This window comes from Arthrobacter sp. 10L424 (assembly GCF_056395325.1).
Genome location: NZ_JBFTJH010000014.1, coordinates 48,666 through 69,534 on the forward strand (window position 1 = coordinate 48,666; position 20,869 = coordinate 69,534).

At 69.0% G+C, this 20,869-nt stretch carries 14 protein-coding genes and 2 tRNA genes; 10 read left to right on the plus strand and 6 right to left on the minus strand.

Annotation, left to right across the window (positions count from 1 at the left end; translation table 11 throughout):
* Window positions 1–30: 30 nt before the first annotated feature.
* On the minus strand, window positions 31–2,013 hold the full coding sequence (locus AC1DC5_RS18470; protein ID WP_476866114.1) for an FAD/NAD(P)-binding protein: 1,983 nt from the start codon (window positions 2,011–2,013) through the stop codon (window positions 31–33).
* A 133-nt stretch (window positions 2,014–2,146) separates the two neighbouring features.
* Here AC1DC5_RS18470 and AC1DC5_RS18475 point away from each other — a divergent pair, with 133 nt between their 5' ends.
* The 4 genes from AC1DC5_RS18475 (at window position 2,147) to AC1DC5_RS18490 (ending at window position 7,970) form a co-directional block, all read left to right on the plus strand.
* A complete protein-coding gene (locus AC1DC5_RS18475) occupies window positions 2,147–4,438 on the plus strand; it encodes a prolyl oligopeptidase family serine peptidase (protein ID WP_476866115.1) in 2,292 nt (763 codons plus the stop codon).
* A 134-nt stretch (window positions 4,439–4,572) separates the two neighbouring features.
* Window positions 4,573–4,660, plus strand: a tRNA-Ser gene (locus tag AC1DC5_RS18480).
* Window positions 4,661–4,805: 145 nt separating this feature from the next.
* Window positions 4,806–6,473 carry a phytoene desaturase family protein gene (locus AC1DC5_RS18485; RefSeq protein WP_476866116.1) on the plus strand — a complete coding sequence of 556 codons (1,668 nt, stop codon included), beginning with the start codon at window positions 4,806–4,808 and terminating at the stop codon, window positions 6,471–6,473.
* Between the two features lie 21 nt (window positions 6,474–6,494).
* Window positions 6,495–7,970 carry an MFS transporter gene (locus AC1DC5_RS18490; RefSeq protein WP_441407278.1) on the plus strand — a complete coding sequence of 492 codons (1,476 nt, stop codon included), beginning with the start codon at window positions 6,495–6,497 and terminating at the stop codon, window positions 7,968–7,970.
* Here AC1DC5_RS18490 and AC1DC5_RS18495 read toward each other — a convergent pair.
* Window positions 7,915–10,104 (minus strand): RecQ family ATP-dependent DNA helicase, encoded by a 2,190-nt coding sequence (locus AC1DC5_RS18495; protein ID WP_476866117.1) that lies wholly within the window; start codon window positions 10,102–10,104, stop codon window positions 7,915–7,917. The two genes, AC1DC5_RS18490 and AC1DC5_RS18495, sit on opposite strands and share 56 nt — an antisense overlap.
* A 149-nt stretch (window positions 10,105–10,253) precedes the next feature.
* On the opposite strand from AC1DC5_RS18495, the gene AC1DC5_RS18500 reads away from it, so the two are divergent.
* The 4 genes from AC1DC5_RS18500 (at window position 10,254) to AC1DC5_RS18515 (ending at window position 14,006) form a co-directional block, all read left to right on the plus strand.
* A complete protein-coding gene (locus AC1DC5_RS18500; protein ID WP_476866118.1) occupies window positions 10,254–11,672 on the plus strand; it encodes a phosphomannomutase/phosphoglucomutase in 1,419 nt (472 codons plus the stop codon).
* A 13-nt stretch (window positions 11,673–11,685) separates the two neighbouring features.
* A complete protein-coding gene (locus AC1DC5_RS18505; protein ID WP_476866133.1) occupies window positions 11,686–12,183 on the plus strand; it encodes a hypothetical protein in 498 nt (165 codons plus the stop codon).
* Window positions 12,184–12,203: 20 nt separating this feature from the next.
* Window positions 12,204–12,653, plus strand: coding sequence for an RrF2 family transcriptional regulator (locus AC1DC5_RS18510; RefSeq protein ID WP_441407274.1), 450 nt, complete (start codon window positions 12,204–12,206; stop codon window positions 12,651–12,653).
* A gap of 192 nt (window positions 12,654–12,845) precedes the next feature.
* Window positions 12,846–14,006 (plus strand): globin domain-containing protein, encoded by a 1,161-nt coding sequence (locus AC1DC5_RS18515; protein ID WP_476866119.1) that lies wholly within the window; start codon window positions 12,846–12,848, stop codon window positions 14,004–14,006.
* Window positions 14,007–14,169: 163 nt separating this feature from the next.
* Here the strand turns inward: AC1DC5_RS18515 and AC1DC5_RS18520 are convergent, their stop codons facing one another.
* The 3 genes from AC1DC5_RS18520 to AC1DC5_RS18530 all read right to left on the minus strand — a co-directional run bounded on the left by AC1DC5_RS18520 (window position 14,170) and on the right by AC1DC5_RS18530 (window position 17,624).
* The gene (locus AC1DC5_RS18520) at window positions 14,170–14,457 is read right to left on the minus strand and encodes a hypothetical protein (protein WP_476866120.1); all 288 of its coding nucleotides are present in this window, start codon (window positions 14,455–14,457) and stop codon (window positions 14,170–14,172) included.
* Window positions 14,430–15,539 (minus strand): FAD-binding oxidoreductase, encoded by a 1,110-nt coding sequence (locus AC1DC5_RS18525; protein ID WP_476866121.1) that lies wholly within the window; start codon window positions 15,537–15,539, stop codon window positions 14,430–14,432. The genes AC1DC5_RS18520 and AC1DC5_RS18525 overlap by 28 nt, the downstream gene beginning before the upstream one ends.
* 252 nt (window positions 15,540–15,791) lie before the next feature.
* Window positions 15,792–17,624 (minus strand): phosphoenolpyruvate carboxykinase (GTP), encoded by a 1,833-nt coding sequence (locus tag AC1DC5_RS18530; RefSeq protein ID WP_476866122.1) that lies wholly within the window; start codon window positions 17,622–17,624, stop codon window positions 15,792–15,794.
* A 276-nt stretch (window positions 17,625–17,900) separates the two neighbouring features.
* Between AC1DC5_RS18530 and AC1DC5_RS18535 the strand changes: the two genes are divergently transcribed.
* Window positions 17,901–17,974 (plus strand) — tRNA-Arg (locus AC1DC5_RS18535).
* A gap of 345 nt (window positions 17,975–18,319) precedes the next feature.
* Here AC1DC5_RS18535 and AC1DC5_RS18540 read toward each other — a convergent pair.
* On the minus strand, window positions 18,320–19,195 hold the full coding sequence (locus AC1DC5_RS18540; protein WP_441407270.1) for a FadR/GntR family transcriptional regulator: 876 nt from the start codon (window positions 19,193–19,195) through the stop codon (window positions 18,320–18,322).
* Window positions 19,196–19,302: 107 nt separating this feature from the next.
* Here AC1DC5_RS18540 and AC1DC5_RS18545 point away from each other — a divergent pair, with 107 nt between their 5' ends.
* Window positions 19,303–20,757 carry a dihydrolipoyl dehydrogenase family protein gene (locus tag AC1DC5_RS18545; RefSeq protein ID WP_476866123.1) on the plus strand — a complete coding sequence of 485 codons (1,455 nt, stop codon included), beginning with the start codon at window positions 19,303–19,305 and terminating at the stop codon, window positions 20,755–20,757.
* Window positions 20,758–20,869: the final 112 nt, after the last annotated feature.

Below are 20,869 nucleotides of genomic sequence, written 5' to 3' on the forward strand. Positions count from 1 at the left end.
CATGGACCCTTGCGGGCCTTTCGAGGCCTGTCAGGACCCGAGGATGGCCCGGGCAATCTCGTCGGCGTCCCGCAGCGTGCGCTGGCCGCTGCGGTACACCGGCCCGCTCTTCTGCCGGGCCTCGGCCGCAATGGCCGTTCCCCACTGCACGGCGGACAACTGCAGTCCGAGGACATAGAGGCCTTCGGTCACCGAGCCATTCGCGCCCAGCGGCCGGTACGGGTGCGGGGCCACGTCCAGCCCCGACGTCGGCACCGGAGTCCCTTCCACCGTCATCATGAGCCGGGGGCGGGCCAGGCCTTCGGCAAGCAGCTGCTCCAGCAGGGGCGACTCGTTGACCGCGACCCTGTTGGCCGGCGCCAGCGCCTCGATCATGGCCACGGCATTCACCACTTCGCCGCCGTCGTCGTCGCTGTTCCCCACCCAGGGCGACACCGCCGTGAACGTCCGGGCTTTGCGGTCCACCCCGAACTTCGGGTCCGGCCCGACGAACCGGACCACGCCGGCGCTGACCAGGGCCGCGAGCTGCTCGGCACGCAGCGCGGGCGGCCCGCTGGCCAGGCCCTCCACAAACGATTCGAACCAGCCGCGGAGCCCGGCAACCCACGATTCATCGGTGATGCCGCCGTCCGCGACGGCTGTCTTCAGGACCGCCCGGCCGTGGTGCAGGGCGCCGATGGTCATCTTCACCGGGTCGTCCTCACCCAGCGCGGAACGCCGGGCGTCGTCGAGCAGATACTCGACGACGGCGCCGTCGAGTTCCGCGCGGGAAGCGAACGACCGCCCGGCGAGCGGCGCCGCGAGTCCGAGCAGGTTCAGCCGGTGGGCCGGACGGAGGTGGACGTCCAGGACGGAGTCCACCAGGTCTTCCCATTTAGCGGCGGAGTGGGCATGCGGGCGGAGGGCCTCCTCCAGCGCCGTCAGGAACTCCTTCGGATCCGTCAGGATGGCGCCCGGCTGCGAGCGCGCCAGCGTCGAGTAGTAGGCCCAGAGGGCGTCGCGGTGCAGGAGCGGCCAGAGGTCGTGGTCGAAGGCGGGCCGGATTCCCGCGTCCGCGAATTTCGCCAGGGCGTGCTCGGTGCAGTACTTCAGCGTCACGGCGTCGGGGTAGTAGCCGGCGAGGTTGGCCTTGGCCCGGTACGGGGTGCCGCGCCGAGAGGCCGCAATGATGAGCGGTTCACGGCCAGAGGGAAGGTAGCCGAGCCGGCCGTCCGCGCCGGGCAGGAACCGGCCGCCGCGGCCTTCGGTCAGCTGGCCCATGGCATCGAAGAAGTTCAGGCCCATGCCGCGCACCAGCACCGGTTTGACGGCCGGCACCAGCGACCAGTCGACGTCGGCCGGGGCGGCCGGAGGCAGGTACTGGAGCCCGAACTCCTCCGCCGCCGCCTGCAGTTCGCGCTGCTCGGGGCTGAGCCGCGACTCGAGGTGGCCGAGCGCCAGCACCACGGAATCGACGGTGAGGACCCCGCCGTCGGCGAGTTCGACGTCGAACGTCACCCGGCCGCTGTCCCCGTCGCCGGCCCCCAGGGTGGCAGTGTGGCGGACCGACGTCGCCGTTGTGCTGTGGAAGTCCACCGTGGCGCCGGCGGGGAGGCAGGACAACAGCTCCTCCAAGGTCGAGCGGAGGTAGCGGCCGTACAGGGCCCTGCTGGGGAAGTCCTCCGAGGCAAGCCCGGACAGTTCGGCGCGTTCCCGGGCAGTGAGGGCGGGGTGGGGCTGCTCCCGCTGCAGTTCACGCCAGCGGTCGAAGGTGTGCCCGCCCAGCGGCGGCGCGAGGTCCGGGTCCTCGGGGATGACCGTGGGGTAGAACGACTGGGTGTTCATCAGGTAGAGCCGGGACTGGCCGGGCTGCCAGACATGCCCCGGACCCGCGGGGTATGGATCAATGACGTCGATGTGCAGAGCGTCGTCCGGCCCGGCGGGCACCCAGTTGGCCAGCAGCCGCTCCAGCACGCTCGTGCCCCGGGGACCGGCGCCAATCACTGCCGTCCGGATGCTCTGCGATATGCCCACGGCATCCAGCGTATCCGCTGCGGGCCCGCGGCCTTGACGTGCCCGGCCTGCCGGACGGCCCCGGGACGCGGTCCGCGGGCGCCGGGCGCCGCTTGACTTGCTACCGGCGCGCCGATGTTGCTTGGATGGAAAAATGACCACCACTGAAGCCGCTCCCCCGCCCGCGTCCGACCGTCCCGCCGGGGCCGCAACTGATGGAACCGCCCCCGAACCCGTCGACGAGAACGTCTGGCTCGAGGAGATCTACGGCGCTGAACAGCTTGCCTGGGTCCGGGAACAGAACGCCCGCACCGAGGAGCTCCTGGAGGACGCGGAGTACTCCGCACTGGAAAGCAGCATCCTCGAGGTGCTGGACTCCACCGACCGGATCGCAATGGTGGGCAAGCACGGGGACTGGTACTACAACTTCTGGAAGGACCGGCAAAACCCGAAGGGCCTGTGGCGCCGGACCAGCTGGGACAGCTACCGCGGCGGATCACCGGAGTGGGATGTCCTGCTGGACGTAGACGCCCTGGCCGCAGCGGAAGGCGAAGAATGGGTCTTCCACGGCGCCGGCTTCCTGCGCCCGGCCGAGGGCGAGCCGCACCGGCTGGCGCTGCTTGCCCTCTCCCCCGACGGCGGCGACGCGAACCGCTACCGCGAGTTCGACGTCGAGACCCGCAGTTTCGTGGACCCGGCGGCCGGCGGCTTCGACCTGCCGACAGCGAAGGGCAACGCCTCCTGGCTCGACGCCGACACTCTGCTGGTCGCCTCCACGGCCGAGGGGCTGCCCAGCACGACGTCCTCCTACGCCCGGACCGGCGTCAAGCTGCGCCGCGGCGAATCCCTGGCCGCGGCGGAACGGCTGTTCGAAATCCCCGAGGACCACATGATGGCCCTGGTGGCGCACGACTCCACCCCGGGCTTCGAGCGGACCTTCGCAGTGGACTGGATCAGCTTCTTCGAGAGGACCACCTCGGTGCTGCGCGACGGGCAGTGGGTCCAGCTCGACGTCCCGGTGGACGTGAACCTCAGCTCGCACCGCGAATGGCTGCTTTTCCGGCCCCAGAAGGACTGGACCGTCGGCGCAACGACCTACCCGGCGGGCTCCCTGCTCGCCGCGGGGTTCGAGGCCTTCCTGGCCGGCAGCCGGGACCTGTCCGTGCTGTTCACCCCGGACGAGCACACGTCCCTGCAGTCCTGGAGCTGGACGCGGGACTTCCTGCTGCTGAACCTGCTCCGCGACGTCTCCTCGGAGATCCGGGTCCTCGATCCGCAACAGCCCGGGACGGACACCGCCTGGGCCTCGACCGTGCTGGACGCCTGCCCGCCGCTGCACGACGTCAATGCCTACGCCGTCGACGACGAGGACACCGCCAGCGGCTCGGATGACGACTTCGACACTGACGGCACCGACGGCGCCACAGCGGTGTCCGAGGTCGAGGCGCCCGGAGCCGGGAACGACTTCTGGCTCGTGGCCACCGGTTTCACGACGCCGAGCACGTTGACCCGCGGCACCCTGCGGCGGGCGGGCGGGGGCGGCGTGGACAGCACGCACGAGGTGGTCCGGACGTCGCCGTCGTTCTTCAACGAAGAGGCCTACGAGGTCCAGCAGCACTTTGCCGTGTCCAAGGACGGCACGAAGGTGCCGTACTTCCAGGTGGCGTCCAAGGATCTGGTCTTGGACGGGCAGAACCCCACGCAGCTCTCCGGCTACGGCGGCTTCGAAATCTCCCGGACCCCCGCCTACAGCGGCGCGATCGGCCGGGCCTGGCTGGAACGCCGCACCGAGGAATCCGCAGGCCACGAGGGCGACGCCCCGCACACCCGCGGCGGCGTCTACGTGGTGGCCAACATCCGCGGCGGCGGCGAGTACGGGCCCTCGTGGCACCGCGCTGCCCTGCAGGAGAAGCGGCACCGGGCCTACGAGGACTTCGCGGCGGTGGCGGCGGACCTGATCTCGCGCGGCGTGACCTCGCGGGCGCGGCTCGGCTGCGTGGGCGGATCCAACGGCGGCCTGCTGGTGGGGAACATGCTCACCCAGTACCCGGAACTCTTCGGCGCCGTCTCCTGCGGGGTCCCGCTGCTAGACATGCGCCGCTACACCAAGCTGTCCGCCGGCTACTCCTGGATCGCCGAATACGGGGACCCGGACGTGCCGGACCAGTGGGAGTTCATCAAGACGTTCTCGCCCTACCACCTGCTCCGGGACGGGGTGGACTACCCGGAGGCGTTCATCTGGACGGCCACCTCGGATGACCGGGTGGGGCCGGTCCAGGCGCGCAAGATGGCCGCCCGGATGCAGGCGATGGGCATCCCCAACGTCTGGTTCCACGAGGCGCTGGAGGGCGGCCACGCGGGAGCCTCGGACAACCGCCAGGCCGCCGCCCTGCAGAGCCGCAGCCAGCACTTCCTCTGGCGGGCGCTGGCAGGCCGGAGCGCCTGACCCCGGACAAAGCAACGCGGGGTCACTCTGCGCCCATCCGGCGGCCCGGGAAGGGCCGGAAGTGACCCCGCGTTGGCCGTTTTGCACTGCATGGCACCTTCTGCGTATCCTTGGTTGGCTAGTTAATAGCAATTGGAGACGTGCCAGAGCGGCCGAATGGGCTTCACTGCTAATGAAGTGTGGGGCACAACTCCACCGGGGGTTCAAATCCCCCCGTCTCCGCGTTTGGCCCCGGTCCCTGGACCGGGGCCTTTTGCGTACCCGGGGCGGGCTTCCCCGTCCCCGGCATGGGGCCGACCACCGCCACGGTGCGTCCGGAGGCCGGACAACAGACGCCTTCCGGCTGCCTCGATGGCAGGATGGGCTCATGCCGAGCAATCCCATGTCGAAAACCAGCGCGTTTGACGCGATCATTGTCGGCGGCGGCCACAACGGCCTCGCCGCGGCCGCGTACCTGGCCAAGGCCGGCCGGAAGGTCCTCCTGCTGGAAAAGCTTGAGCATCCCGGCGGCGCAGCGGTATCCGCCCGGGCGTTCGACGGCGTCGACGCGCGCCTCTCGCGCTATTCCTACCTCGTGAGCCTCCTCCCGCAGCAGGTCATTGACGACCTGGGCCTGCGCATCCGGCTGGCAAGGCGCCGGTACTCGTCCTATACCCCGGACCCGCACGCGGGCGGCCGCGCCCTGCTGGTCGACAACGGCGATGCCGCGGCCACCGCGGCATCCTTTGCCGCCGTCGGCGCGCCCGACAGTGAGTTCCACGCCTTCACCGAGTTCTACGCGGGCTTCCGTCAGCTCACCGAGGCCCTGTGGCCCACCATGACCGCGCCGCTGCCGACCCGGTCCGAGGCTCGGGACCTCGCAGCCCGTGCCGGCGCGGAGGCTGAGTGGGAAGCCCTGACGGAACGGCCCATCGGGGACACCATCGCGAAGTCGCTCCAGCACGATTTGGTCCGCGGCGTGGTGCTCACGGATGCCCTGATCGGCACGTTCGCCCGGGCAAACGACGAGGACCTGCAGCAGAACATCTGCTTCCTGTACCACCTGGTCGGCGGCGGAACGGGCGACTGGGACGTGCCCGTCGGCGGGATGGGCGCCGTGTCCGGGGAGCTGGAACGTGCCGCCCGCGAGGCCGGGGCGACCATCCTGACGTCCGCGGACGTCACCGCGGTCCGCCCGGGAGGCATGGTCAGCTACCTCCATGACGGCGCAGAGCACACGGCCACCGGTTCCTGGGTCCTCGCCAACGTGGCCCCGGTGGTGCTGGACCGGCTCAGGAACTCCGGCGCTTCCAGCGGCACTGCACAGCAGGCAACACAGCCCGCCACCCGGAACCCGAACCACCTCCGCGAGGGCGCCCAGGTCAAGGTGAACCTGCTGCTGAAGCGGCTCCCCCGGCTCCTGGATGAGACGGTCAGCCCGGAAGCGGCCTTCGGCGGAACGTTCCACATCAATGAGACCTGGTCGCAGCTCGACGCCGCCTACCTCGCCGCCGCGGCCGGAACCGTCCCCGACCCGCTGCCCTGCGAGATCTACTGCCATTCGCTCACGGACCCCAGCATCCTGTCACCGGAGCTGCAGGCCGCCGGTGCGCAGACCCTCACCGTGTTCGGCCTGCACGTCCCGGACCGGCTCATCACGGCGGAGAACAATGACCAGCGCCGGGCGGAGCTGCAGGCGGCCGTGCTGAAGTCGCTGAACTCGGTTCTGGCCGAACCCATTGAGGAACTCCTGCTGACGGGACCGGACGGACAGCCCTGCATCGAAACCAAGACCACCCTGGACATCGAGCGGGCGGTCGGCATGCCCCGGGGCAACATCTTCCACGGCGGCCTCGACTGGCCCTTCGTCGAGGACAACGCGCCGCGGGACTCCCCGGCGCAGCGCTGGGGCGTCGCGACCGATGACCCGCAGATCCTGCTCTGCGGGTCGGGCGCCCGGCGCGGCGGTGCCGTCAGCGCCATCGGCGGGCACAATGCGGCCATGGCCGTGCTGGACTCCGGGCCGGCCGGGTCCGGGCCAGCCGCCCAGGGCTGAGCCCGGCGTCGTGATCCCTGCATGAGTGAGCCCTCGCCGCCCGCCGGCGCATCCGTGGACAAGTGGAGTCCCCGCCTGGCCCTCCTCGTCGCCGCCACGTTTTTTATGGAGTTCCTGGACGGCACCGTCCTGACCACGGCGATCCCCAGTATCGCCGCGGACTTCTCGGTCCCGTCGGCGGACGTCAACATCACGATGACCGCTTACCTGATGACCGTGGCGATGGGAATCCCGATCAGCGGCTGGCTGGCGGAGCGTCTCGGCGCGCGGCGGGTGTTCTGCCTGGCCATTGCGGTGTTCACGGTGGCCTCGCTGCTGTGCGCGCTTAGCCAGGACCTCACCATGCTGACCCTAAGCCGGGTGCTGCAGGGTGCGGGCGGCGCCATGATGGTCCCGGTGGGCACCCTCGTGGTGCTCCGCGGAACGGCAAAGAAGGATCTGCTCCGTGCCACGGCCTACCTGGTGTGGCCCGGCCTGCTGGCTCCGGTCCTCGCCCCGCTGGTGGGAGGCGCGCTCACGACATTCCTGTCCTGGCACTGGATCTTCCTGGTCAACCTCCCGCTGGGGCTCGCCGCGTTCGTCGCGGCGCTGCGGTTGGTCCCGAGCACCAAGGGCGACCGCCAACGCCGTCTGGATTGGCTGGGGCTGGCCCTCACGACCCTGGGCGTGGGGTCCGTCATGGTGGGCCTCGAACTGGCCGGGGGCCGTGAGTCCGGCGCCTATGCGGCCATCGGCATCACCGCGGGGCTCGTGTTCCTCAGCACCGCAGCCTGGTGGATGCGGCGGACGCGCTCCCCGTTGTTCGATCTCGGCGTCTTTTCCACCCGGACGTTCCGCTCCACGGCGACAGGCGGCTTCATCTACCGCCTGACCATCAGCGCTGTGCCCTTCCTGCTGCCGCTGATGTTCCAGAACGGATTCGGCTGGGATCCGCTGCGCGCCGGCGTGCTCGTGGCGGCGGTCTTCGTTGGCAACATCGGGATCAAGCCGGCCACGACCCCGCTCATCCGCCGCTTCGGTTTCAAACCGGTCCTGGTCTTCGCGTCCCTGGCTTCGGCGGCCACCTTTGCGCTGTGCGCCCTGCTCGACGCCGGCACCCCGGAACCACTGATCCTGGCGCTGCTCGTCGCCAGCGGAGCCTTCCGGTCCATCGGTTTCTCGGCGTACGCCTCGGTGCAGTACGCCGACGTCGATCCCGCCCAACTGCCGTCGGCCAACGCCGTTTCCGCGACCCTGGTGCAGCTCGCGACGGCGGCCGGGATCGCGATCGGGGCGCTGCTGATCCGGGTCTTCGAAGCCAGCGGCCCCCTGCTGGCCGACGCCGGCGCCGCAGGTGCGGACCCGGCGGGGCCGTACCGGGCGGCGTTCCTGGCGATTGCTCTGATCATGCTCCTGAGCGCCATGGACAGCCTGACGCTGCCCCGCCACGCGGGAGCCGGGGTCAGCCGGCCTGGCCAAGCACCAGCGGCAGCACGGCCCCGGCGCCCGCGAGCCTGAGGGCCCGGCCGGCGACGGTCACCGTCCAGCGGCTGTCGACCAGGTCGTCGATCAGCATCACGCTCTGGCCCTGGATTCCGGCCAGGGCTGCTTCGAGTTCGGGTCCCACCACGAGGCGGTCCCAGACCCCGGCAAGCCGGTAGGCGCTGTTGCCGCCGCGCCCGCCGGTCGGTCCGCCGTGCTCAAGCTGCAGCTGCCCCAGGTACCGGATCCGGCCGATCTCCGAGATGCCGCGGGCCAGCGAGTCCACCAGGGCGGGTTTGCCGCGGGACGGGACGCTGATGATGGCAGCCGGGCGGCCTGCACCGCTCCAGCCGGGAGTCCTGGTGTCGCCGGCGCCCCACTCGCGCAGCACCTGGACGCAGGCCTGCAGCATGCCCGGGTCCACCGTGCGGTCGGGGGCGCCGGCAGCGAAGGCTTCACGCAGAGCGCCGCCCCAGCCCAGGTCCGTGAGCCGTGCCAAGGCCCGGCCGCCGGCGACGCTTTCTTCGGGCTTGATCTTGCCCTTCACGGGCACGCCGAGGCGGTCCATGCCGCTGGGCCACTGCAGCCGGGGTTCCAGCGGTACACCGGCGCGGCTCAGCGTCTGGCCGGCGGCTTCGGTGGCCGAGGCGGCAATGTCGGCCGGGAACCACGTTCCGGCGCAGTTGTCGCAGCGGCCGCAGGCGCGGGCGGTTTCGTCGTCGAGGACCGAGGTGATGTATTCCATCCGGCAGCCTGCGGTGTCCTGGTAGATCACCATGGAGTCCTGTTCGTCCACCCGGGCCTCCGCGATCCGGCTGTAGCGCTCGGCGTCGTACGTCCACGGTTGGCCGGTGGAACGCCAGCCTCCGCCCACCCGCTCCACGGCGCCGTCGACCGCCAGGACCTTCAGCAGCAGTTCCAGCGGCGTCCGGCGCAGATCCACACGGGCTTCCAGGGCCACAGTGGACACGGCGGTTCCCGCTTCGGCGAGGGCCGTCAGCACAGCTCCGGCTTTTTCCTCCGAGGGCATGGACGCGGTGGCGAAGTACTGCCAGATGTCACGGTCCTCGGAACCGGGCAGCAGCAGCACGTCGGCGTTGGCGGCGCCACGGCCGGCGCGGCCGACCTGCTGGTAGTACGCCACCGGGGACGACGGCGCCCCAAGGTGGACCACGAACCCGAGGTCCGGCTTGTCGAAGCCCATGCCCAGGGCGGAGGTGGCGACGAGGGCCTTGACCTGGTTGTCCTTGAGGAGCTGTTCCGCGCGTTCACGGTCCGCGGGGTCCGTGCGTCCGGTGTAGGCGAGGACCTCGTGGCCGGCTTCGGCCAGGAGCCTGGCGGTGTCCTCGGCCGCGGAGACCGTCAGGGTGTAGATGATTCCGCTGCCGGGCAGGTCTTTCAGGTGCGTGAGCAGCCAGCCAAGCCGGTCGCGGGAGTCCGGCAGGCTCAGCACACCCAGCCGGAGGGACTCGCGGCCTAGGGCGCCGCGGATGGTCAGCACACCGGCGCCGAGCTGCTCCTCGATGTCGTGGACAACCCGGGAGTTGGCGGTGGCGGTGGTGGCCAGGACCGGGACGCTATCCGGCAGCTGGGTGATCAGGTCCGCGATGCGCCGGTAGTCGGGGCGGAAATCATGGCCCCAGTCGGAGATGCAATGGGCCTCATCGATGACCAGCAGGCCGGTGCGGCGGATCAGCTCCGGCAGCTGGTTCTCGCGGAAGGAGGGGTTGGTGAGCCGCTCCGGCGAGACCAGCAGGACATCGACCTCATCCGCCGCGAGCTGCTCGCGGACCGTGTCCCAGTCCAGCTGGTTCGCGGAGTTGATGGCCACCGCCCGGACCCCGGCCCGCGCCGCGGCGGCCACCTGGTCACGCATGAGCGCCAGCAGCGGGGACACGATCAGGGTCGGCCCGGCGCCGCGCTGACGCAGCAGCAGGGACGAGACAAAGTACACCGCCGATTTTCCCCAGCCGGTGCGCTGCACGACGAGGGCGCGCCGACCGCCGTCGACAAGGGCTTCAATCGCCTCGAACTGGCCCTCGTGGAACTCCGCGGCCGGGTGGCCGACCAGCTTCCGCAGGACTTCCTGCGCCTGCTCCCGTGTCCCCGTGAGGCCGGTGGATGCGGCGTCGGGCGCGGACAGGACTGCAGCGTTCAGGTTATTGGCCATTGCTTCAGTATCCCAGTCCCCTCCGACAGCGACGAAGCCACCGGCGCCGCTATGTGGACAATCACAGCGGATCCGCGGCAGTCCGGCGGCTGAAGGAACCGGCAGTGCCCCTCCACAGCCTGATTCGGCTTCAACGTAAGATAAGACGCGTGACTACGGAAAAGACGAAGACTTTTGACCTCTCGGCCTCCTTCAAGGCCTACGACGTGCGCGGCATTGTCGGCGAATCGATTACCGCGGAAATCGTCGAGGCTGTGGGTGCGGCGTTCGTCGACGTCCTGCAGCTGGAGGGCAAGACGGTGCTCGTCGGCGGCGACATGCGCCCCTCCTCCCCCGAATTCAGCAAGGCCTTCGCCAACGGCGCGGCCACGCGGGGAGCCAACGTCCAGCTGCTCGATCTGATCTCCACCGATGAGCTGTACTACGCCTGCGGTGCGCTCAACGCAGCCGGAGCCACCTTCACCGCGAGCCACAACCCCGCCGAGTACAACGGCATCAAGATGGCCAAGGCCGGCGCGGAGCCGATCTCCTCCGAATCCGGGCTCAAGGAAATCCAGGCCCGCGCCGAGGAATACCTCAACTCCGGTTCCATCCCCGCCGTCCCCGGCCGCGGCCTGATCGGCGTCCACGATGTCCTGAAGGGCTACTCCGAGTATCTCCGCAGCCTCGTGGACCTCTCCGGCACCCGCCCGCTCAAGGTCGTCGTCGACGCCGGCAACGGCATGGCGGGCCTCACCACGCCGGCCGTGCTCGGCGACGCCCTGCTGCCCAAGCTTCCCCTTGAAATCATTCCGCTCTACTTCGAGCTCGACGGTTCCTTCCCGAACCACCCCGCCAACCCGCTGGAACCGGAGAACCTGCGCGACCTGCAGGCCGCCGTCGTCAAGCACGGCGCGGACATCGGGCTGGCGTTCGACGGCGACGCCGACCGCTGCTTCGTCATCGACGAGAAGGGCGAACCCGTCTCGCCGTCCGCGATCACCGGCATGGTGGCCCGCCGCGAGATCGCCCGCGCCCAGGGCCTCGGCGAAGCCAACCCGACGGTCATCCACAACCTCCTGACCTCCCGCGCCGTCCCCGAACTGGTGGAACGCCACGGCGGCCGGGCGGTCCGCACCCGCGTGGGCCACTCCTTCATCAAGGCTGTGATGGCCGCAGAGGGCGCCATCTTCGGCGGCGAACACTCCGCGCACTTCTACTTCCGCGACTTCTGGAACGCGGACACGGGCATGCTCGCCGCGATGCACGTCCTGGCAGCCCTCGGCGAGCAGGACGGTCCGTTGTCCGAGCTCGGCCGCGAATACGAGCCGTACATGTCCTCCGGCGAGATCAACTCGGAAATCGAGGACAAGGCCGCCGCCGTGGAACGCGTCCGGCACGACTTCCGCAACGAGGACGTCGAGGTGGACTACCTCGACGGCAGTACCTTCATCGCGACCGACGGCAGCTACTGGTTCAACCTGCGCCCCTCCAACACCGAGCCGTTCCTGCGCCTCAACGTTGAAGCGACCGACACCGCCACCATGGAGCGCGTCCGTGACCGCGTCCTGGCGCTGGTCCGGGGCTAGGGCCGTGTCGGAACTGCCTGCGGAAACCGCAGCCGAGCCCTCAGCAGCGTCCTCTGCCCCGTCGTGGCGTGACAGCGTTCCGGACGCGAGCGCCACCGATCTGGAGAACCTGCTCGGCACCGGCGTCGGCGCCGCCCAGGAGCAGCTTGAGCGCAACGGCGGGTTCCTGCCATTCGCCCTCGTGGTGGAGAACGACGGCGAGGTCCGGCTGGTTGCCGTGACCCCCGCCGACGCGGCCGAAGGCACGGAGGCCGACTTCGACGCGGATTCGATGATCAGCGACCTCACCGAACTGCTGCGCCAGCACCGGGACGAGTTCCGCGCCGCCGCGATCGTCTGTGACATCACGCTGCTGGAGGAAGCCTCGGACGCCATCCACGTGGCCGCGGAGCACCGCGACGGCTCCCTCTTCGCCGCGGTCCTCCCCTACGCAGCGAACCCCGCAACGCGCGAGCTGGAATTCGGCGAGCTCTCCGCCGATACCAACGAGCCCGGCGTCTGGGTGGACTAGACCGCCCGTAAACTGGTGTTATGAAGATCAATGCCTTCGCGGATGTGAGCCTGCGCGCCATGATGGTGCTCGCGGCCGCTCCCGACGGCGGACTCCTCACCACCCAGAGCATCGCGGACGCTGTCGGCACGCCGTACAACCACGTCAGCAAGGCGATGGCGAAGCTCCGCGAGCTGGGGATGATCGACGTCGAACGCGGCCGCAACGGCGGTTCCCGGCTCAGCAGCGCCGGCCGGCTGGCCACCGTGGGGCAGCTCCTGCGGAAACTGGACACCCGCACCGACCCGGCCGACTGCGTCGGCGCCGGCGGAGCGTGCCCGCTGATCAACGAATGCCGACTCCGCGTCGCCCTCGCCCGCGCCCGCGAGGCCTTCTACAGCGAACTGGACGGCCTGGTCGTCGCGTCCCTGCCGACCTCCCGGCAAATGGCGCCGGTGTTCCAGGCAATCGGGCTGCGCCCCGGACTCTGAGCCGGACCCCGCCTCACCCTCGACCCAACCCCGCACTCCCCCGCGTCACCGGCCCCGCCACGCCCGGGAATCTCCTCGATTTGAACTTGTTTTCTACGCCCTGTAGAACAGAGATATAAATACACGTATTTCAAATGCGGGTATTTGAATCGGTCCGGTTGCAGACCCCGGGCCACTACCTCAGGAGTCAATATGCTCTCGGACAAGTCCTTCCCCGTCATCGAGGCCACCCTGCCGCTGGTCGGATCCCGGATCGGTGAAATCACGCCCAAGTTTTACGCCCGCCTCTTCGCAGCGCACCCGGAACTGCTGGACGGGCTCTTCAGCCGCTCGAACCAGCGCAACGGCAACCAGCAGCAGGCCCTGGCCGGAAGCATCGCCGCTTTTGCCACCCACCTGGTGAACAACCCAGGTACCCTGCCGGAGACCGTGCTCGCCCGGATCGCCCACCGCCACGCCTCCCTCGGCATCACCGAACCGCAGTACCAGGTGGTCTACGAGCACCTCTTCGCAGCCATCGCCGAAGACCTGGCCGAGGTCATCACCCCGGAAATCGCCGAGGCCTGGACCGAGGTCTACTGGCTCATGGCGGACGCGCTGATCAAGCTGGAAAAGGGCCTCTACGCAGCCCAGGCCAATGGCACGATGTGGAGCCCGTGGCGGGTCGCCGCCAAGACCGCCGCCGGCATCGGTTCCATGACCTTCACCCTGGAACCGGCGGACGACACCCCCATCACGTCCGCCCTCCCGGGCCAGTACGTCAGCGTCAAGGTCGCCCTGCCGGACGGACTGCGCCAGGTCCGGCAGTACTCGCTGTCCGGCGACGCGGGCACGAGCCGCAGCTTCACCACCAAGAAGGACGACGGCGGCGAAGTCTCGCCGGTGCTGCACAACAACGTCCAGGTGGGCGACATCCTCGAGATCTCCAACCCCTACGGCGAGATCACCCTCAAGGACGGCGAAGGACCGGTCGTCTTGGCTTCCGCCGGCATCGGCTGCACGCCCACCGCATCCATCCTGCGCTCCCTCGCAGAGACCGGCTCCGACCGCCAGGTCCTGGTCCTGCACGCGGAAAGCGACCTGGAGTCCTGGGCGCTGCGCTCCCAGATGACGGACGACGTCGAGCGCCTCGACGGCGCCGACCTCCAGCTCTGGCTCGAGCGCCCGGTCGCCGGCGCCAGGGAGGGCTTCATGTCCCTGCGCGAAGTGGACCTCCCCGCCAACGCGTCCCTGTACCTCTGCGGCCCGCTCCCCTTCATGAAGAGCATCCGCAACGAGGCCATCAACGCCGGCATCCCCGCGACGCAAATCCACTACGAGGTCTTCGGCCCGGACATCTGGCTCGCCAGCTAAGTCCCCACCGCCTCCCCAAACTCGCGCGCTCGTTTGGGGCCCCTCGGCAGCGTGGGCCCAGGCGGCGGAGGCCCCTGTTAGCGTTCGACGGCGGCCCSGCACCTTTCGCAGCAAAGGTGCCGGGCCGCCGTCGTGGTTATCCGGGCTAAGCAGCCCGCCCGGCTCACGCCTCGGACGGCACGCCGGTGATCGTGTGGCCGAAGCGCAGGAGGTTGCCGGGATCGTAGCTGGACTTCGCGGCCCTCATCCGTTCGTAGACGGCGGGCGACCAGGCCCTGGCCCGGTCAGCTTCGTCGCCGGGCTCGCCATGGAAGTTAACCAGCGTGTAGCCCGTGGAGTGCGGGGCCAGCTCGGCCAGGACTCCGCGGATGGAGGCGGCAACGGCCTCGGCGATCGGCGGCATCTTGAACCCGAGCAGGAAGATCAGAAACGCCGAGTCCCGCCCCGACACGGCGTCCGGCAGCTCCCCGGGCCGAGCGGCCGGATCTCGACGAGGAGCAGCGGGCAGTCCGAGCCCTCTCCGGTGTGCTTCAGCAGGTCCGCGACAGCCTGTTCGCCGAGGTCCTTGAGGAGCGCTCCGCCGGCCGTGAAGGGGAGCGGATCCGCCGGGTCCATGTGGATCTGGTCGACGTCGAGGTAGTTCATGGGCCCGGCCGTGTCCATCATCGGCGTCGAGACCGCCCTCATCGGGGCAAGCAGCCTGTCGCCGTCCGCGGGTGTCCCCAGGAAGGCGAAGCGCAGGTGCACCACAAACTGGCCCCGCAGCGGCGCGGGGACGAACTCCATATCCGGCAGCCGCAGCAGGGAGATCGAGGGCGCGGCGTTGTCCGGCAGCGTCGGCAGCCACTCCCGGAACGCCGCCAGGATGAGGTCCGCGTCCGCGCCGGGATAGATGATCCCGCCGCCGTAGAAGTCCCCCAGCGGAAAGAGGCTGAACTCGAGTTCCGTCACGATGCCGAAATTGCCCTTGCCGCCGCGCATCAGGGCGAACAGTTCGGCCTCGGCCCCGGCGTCGATCCGGCGCAGCGCCCCGTCCGCGGTGACGACCTCCATGCTGCGGACATGATCCGCCGCAAATCCATGCGCCCGGCCCAGCAGGGGCAGCCCGCCGCCGACGGTGTAGCCGACGACGCCGACGTCAGTGCTTGAGCCGTGCAGTCCGATCAGTCCGAACGGCACGCTCGCTTCCAGGACGCTGCGCCACTTCACACCGGCTCCGACACGTGCGGTGCGCTCGGCCGGATCGATCTGAAGCCCCTGCAGGCGGCGGGTGTTGATGAGCAGGCCGCCGTCCACCACGGAGTCGGCGCCGTGCCCGGTGGATTGGACTGCCACCGGGAGCCTGTGTTCTGCGGCCCATTTCACCCCGGCGGCGACATCCTGTGCGTTCGCTGCCCCTAGGACGACGTCGGGCCGGTGGACTGTTGCGGCGTTGAACGCGGCTGTCTCGGCCGCGTATTCGGGGCTGTCCGGCAAGGCGACCGGGCCGCTGACCGCCGTGGACAAGGCGTGGATGTCATCGGTGGCAAGCATGATGGGCTCCTGAGCTCTCGCGTGCTGCGAGCAGGTTGGGGGCACGACAGCGCACACGTGGGATGCCCCCAGCATCCTGCCCAGTCGGCGACGGCCCGGCTGATGAATGCGTTGAGCCTAGGGCGCCGGCTTTCCTGCGGTCTAGGGACCTAAGTCCCCTGCGGCCGGCTTGCCAGCCGATGGGGGGGGTACGACGGCGGCCCCGCACCTTGCGCAAGGTGCGGGGCCGCCGTCGTCGTGTCTTGCTGGCTGCTAGTGCGCTGCCATGCGGGACTTGAGGCCGTCCAGCTCCGCCTGGAGCGCCTCGGGCAGTGAGCTGCCGAAGTTGGCGAACCACTCCTCGATGGAGGCCAGCTCGGTGGCCCACTCGGCCGGATCAACCCGGACGGCCTCTTCAACCTGGGCGGGAGTCATGTCCAGCCCGGTGAGGTCGATCGCGTCGGCGGTGGGGACGAACCCGATGGGGGTCTCCACGGCGTCGGCCTTGCCTTCGAGGCGTTCGATGGCCCACTTCAGGACACGGGAGTTGTCCCCGAAACCGGGCCAGGCGAAGCCGCCCTCGGCAGTGCGGCGGAACCAGTTGACCAGGAAGATCTTGGGCAGGCGCTCCGGGTTGGCCTTGGCGGACAGGTTGACCCAGTGGTTCAGGTAATCGCCCGCGTCGTAGCCAATGAACGGCAGCATGGCCATTGGATCCCGACGGACAACGCCGACGGCACCGGCAGCGGCGGCCGTGGTCTCGGAGGACAGCGTGGAGCCCATGAAAATACCGTTGGACCAGCTGCGCGCCTCGGTGACCAGAGGGATGGTGGTCTTGCGGCGGCCGCCGAACAGGATCGCAGAAAGCTCGACGCCTTCCGGGTTGTAGTACTCCTCGGCCAGCATGTCGATCTGGTCGATCGGCGTGCAGAAGCGGGAGTTCGGGTGGGCAGCAGGCTTTTCCGAATCCGGGGTCCAGGAGTTGCCCTGCCAGTCGGTCAGGTGCGCGGGCACCTCGTCGGTCATGCCCTCCCACCACACGCCACCGTCGTCCGTCAGTGCGACGTTGGTGAAGATGCTGTGGCCCTTGGCGATGGCGCGCATCGCGTTGGGGTTGGTGCCCCAGCCGGTGCCAGGAGCCACGCCGAACAGGCCGGCCTCAGGGTTGACGGCGCGGAGCTCGCCTTCCTTGCCGAACCGCATCCAGGTGATGTCGTCACCGAGGGTTTCGACCTTCCAGCCTTCGATGGTCGGATCCAGCAGGGCGAGGTTGGTCTTGCCGCAGGCGGAGGGGAACGCCGCGGAAACGTAGTAATTCTTCTTCTCCGGGGAGGTCAGCTTGAGGATGAGCATGTGCTCGGCAAGCCAGCCCTCGTCGCGGGCCATGACGGACGCGATGCGCAGGGCGTAGCACTTCTTGCCCAGCAGGGCGTTGCCGCCGTAGCCGGAGCCGAAGGACCAGATGGAGCGCTCTTCAGGGAAGTGCACGATCCACTTGTCCGGGTTGCAGGGCCAGGCGACGTCGGCCTGGCCGGGAGCCAGCGGGGCGCCGAGGGAGTGCAGGGCGGGGACGAAGAAGGCGTTCGTGGCGGTGATCTTGTCCAGGACCTCGGTGCCGATTGTGGCCATGATGCGCATGGAGGCGACAACGTAGGCGCTGTCCGTGATCTCCACACCAAACTTGGGATCCTCGGCGTCGAGGTGGCCCATGACGAACGGGATGACGTACATGGTGCGGCCGCGCATGGAGCCGCTGAACAGTCCGCGCAGCTTCTCCTTCATCTGCGCCGGGGCCATCCAGTTGTTGGTGAAGCCGGCATCGCGTTCGTTCTCGGAGCAGATGAAGGTCTGCTCCTCGACGCGGGCCACATCGGCGGGATCGGAGAATGCCGCGAAAGATTTGGGGAACAGCTTCTCGTTCAGGCGGGTCAGCGTGCCAGCGGCAACGAGCTCGTCCGTGAGCCGGGTGTTCTCTTCTTCGGAGCCGTCTACCCAGTGGATCCGGTCCGGCTGAGTCAGTTCGGCTACCTCTTCAACCCATGCCAGCAAGCCGGCATGCGTGGTGGGTGCCTTTTCAAGCAACGGCAGTCGCGCCAGATCTCCCATTACGGTTCCCTTCCTCGGGTTCAGTGGTGTTTCCTAAATGTAGGGCTAGATCACCCCCCGAAATCGGGGCAAGATGTGGGATGTCCGGGGCGCCCGAAATCAAAAACCCCGGAAATTCAAGGAATCGACGTTACAAAAAGACCCAATTTTGTGACTAAGGTCACGTAGACCGGTCTAGTCAGCCAGATTACACCCAGTTCGATTTGTAACTACGGCCCCACCTCGCGTAAAGTAATTCGAGGTTCGGGGAGCGAGAAGTTCCAAGAACTAGAGAATGCGCCCATAGCTCAGCTGGATAGAGCGTCTGTCTACGGAACAGAAGGTCAGGGGTTCGAATCCCTTTGGGCGCACAGAGAAAAAGATCCGCACCGGTCCGCCGGTGCGGATCTTTTGTTTAACGCCCGACGGCGGATTGCCTGCTTGAGGCGGGGCGTTGCGGGGCCACCCGGCGACGGCGCGCTTGCGACGGGTGAGCAGGGAAAGGTGTGTAACTCAGGACGTGTCGCCCGCGGCCTGCCTTGACGGTGAGCTACCGGACTCGGACGCCGTTGGTCTCGCCCGGCGGCTGCGTTCCCGGGGGTACTTTGAGACGAACACGCCGCGAACGCCCGCCCCGAGGGCCGAAATCGTGCCCAAAGTCGCCCCGGACGGCGGGCCGGAATGTCCGCGGCTTCGTACAATGCGGGGAGACTCGGCTACGTCGCTATGGCCTGGCTGATTCGGTCCCGAATACCGTCGAAGTGGCCGTTGAGCCGCTGGGCCGCAAGAGCCTTGTCCCCACTGGCCACGGCCTCGAAGATCCCGCGGTGCACGGCCGCCGTTTCCAGGGGACTGGCTTCCTCCGCTGCGGCCACGGCAACTGATCCCGGCTCGACTCCGCCCGGCCCGGCCGCCACCAATTCAGCCCCTCCCGGTTCAACCCCTCCCCGTTCGGCTCCGCCCAACTCAAGGTGGAGCCGCCGGTAGACCTTCCAGAAAACGCCCAGGAGGCTGACCAGCAGCTCGTTGTTGAGCGGTTCGAACAGCCGGCGGTGAAATTCGGCGTCCGCTTCCACGAAGTTTTCCCCGGCAGCGGCCAGGGCTTCCATCCGGAGCACGGATTCCTCGACAGCCGCCAGGCGCTCCGCGGTCATCAGGTCCATGGCGCGTGCAATCAGCCCGGACTCCAGCGCCTGCCGCACGTCCACGAGCTGCAGGGCCTCCTGCCCGTGGTGCCGCAGTGACAACCGGCCCCGGAAGGTGAGGCCGTCGGCCAGGGCGTCAAAATTGTTGGGGGCCACGAACATACCGAAGCCATGGCGGATTTCAATCACGCCCAGGGCCTGCAGGACCTTCAGGGATTCCCGCAAGGTGTTCCGGCCCACGCCCAGCACGGCGGAAAGCTCATTCTCGGTCGGCAGCGGATCCCCGGCTTCCAGTTCTCGCTCCAGGATCAGATCCATGATGTCCGCCTGGAGCGCCCGCAGCCGGGCCTGCGCGCTGAACCTCGCCGGCGGCAGGGACCTGCCGCCGGCCGCGCCGCCCACTGCGCCCGCGCCGTATGCGCCCGCGGTCACATTGCCTGATGTCATCGCTTCCCCCTCCCCCAATGATGCTCCCAACAGTAGCGGTGGTCCCACGTCCTGCAAAGGGCCTCCAGCGAGCCTCCCGGGCCGTGCGCCGGGCGTAGGCTTTTGCCATGACGGCACAGTATGAACGGGAATTCGATGTCATTGTGATCGGCGGCGGCGCCGTGGGCGAGAACGTGGCGGACCGCGTGGTGCAGGGCGGGCTGACCGCAGTGCTGATCGAAGCCGAACTGGTGGGCGGCGAGTGCTCCTACTGGGCCTGCATGCCGTCCAAAGCACTGCTGCGTCCCGGCACGGCCCTCCACGGAGCCCAGACCGTTCCCGGCGCCGAAGAAGCCGTCACTCGGACCCTCGACGCAGCCGCCGTGCTGAAACGCCGGGACTATTTCACATCCAACTGGCAGGATGACAGCCAGGTTAAGTGGCTGGAGGATACCGGGATTGAGCTGATCCGCGGCCACGGCTGGATCACGGAAACCCGGAAGGTTGAAGTCGCCGGTCTCGACGGGAACAGCTACGAGCTCACGGCACGGCACGCCGTCGTGGTGGCCACGGGGTCATCACCAACCGTGCCGCCCATCGAGGGCCTTTCCGACGTGGAGTACTGGACCACAAGGGAGGCGACGTCCGCACGCGAGATCCCGGAGCGGCTCGCGGTCCTCGGCGGCGGTGTGGCCGGGACCGAACTCGCCCAGGCCTTCGCCCGGCTCGGCGCCTCGGTGACCCTGATTGCCCGCGGTACCCTGCTCGGCGCCTTCCCGGAAGCGGCCGCCTCACTGGTCGCGGCGGGGCTGCGGGCGGACGGCGTCGATCTCCACCTCCACACCGGAACCAAGAGCGTCCGCGAGAACGACGACGGCACCCTCACTCTCGAGCTGGAGGACGCCACCGTGACGGTGGACAAGCTGCTGGTCACCACCGGCCGGCATCCCGCCCTCGAAGGGATCGGCCTGGAGAGCGTCGGCCTCACCGCCGCGGAGGGGAAGGAACTGCGGCTCAGCACCGACTCCACGGGTGTGGTGTCGGGCGGCAACGGGAACGACGCCGACCCGTGGCTCTACGCCGCCGGCGACGCCGCCGGGAAGGTCATGCTGACCCACCAGGGAAAGTACGGGGCCCGCGCCACGGGCGATGCGATCGCCGCCCGGGCCAAGGGTGAGCTCAGCGGCGGGGCAGCCCCGTGGAGCCGGTACGCCCGGACCGCGGACGACCATGCTGTCCCCAACGTGGTGTTCACCGATCCCGAACTGGCCAATGTGGGCCGGAGCGTGCGGCAGGCGGAACAGGACGGCTTCCGGGTGTCCTCCGTGGAACTTCCCATCCAGGTGGCCGGGTCCTCGCTGCACGCCGAACGGTACGAGGGCTGGGCCCAGCTGGTGGTTGACGAGGACCGCAAGGTGCTGCTGGGCGCCACCTTCGCGGGACCGGACGTGGCCGAGCTGCTGCATGCCGCGACGATCGCCGTCGTCGGAGAAGTGCCTCTGGACCGGCTGTGGCACGCCGTGCCGGCCTACCCCACGATCAGCGAGGTTTGGTTGCGGCTGCTCGAGGAGTACGGGCTCTGAGCCCTCGAGGTGAGACTGGCCGGCGGACCGGACCTGCGCGGTCTGCTTGATCACATTCATCCCAATCTATTTGAACTGACCGGTCAGTTTAGTTAGCCTTGTCGTAGACATT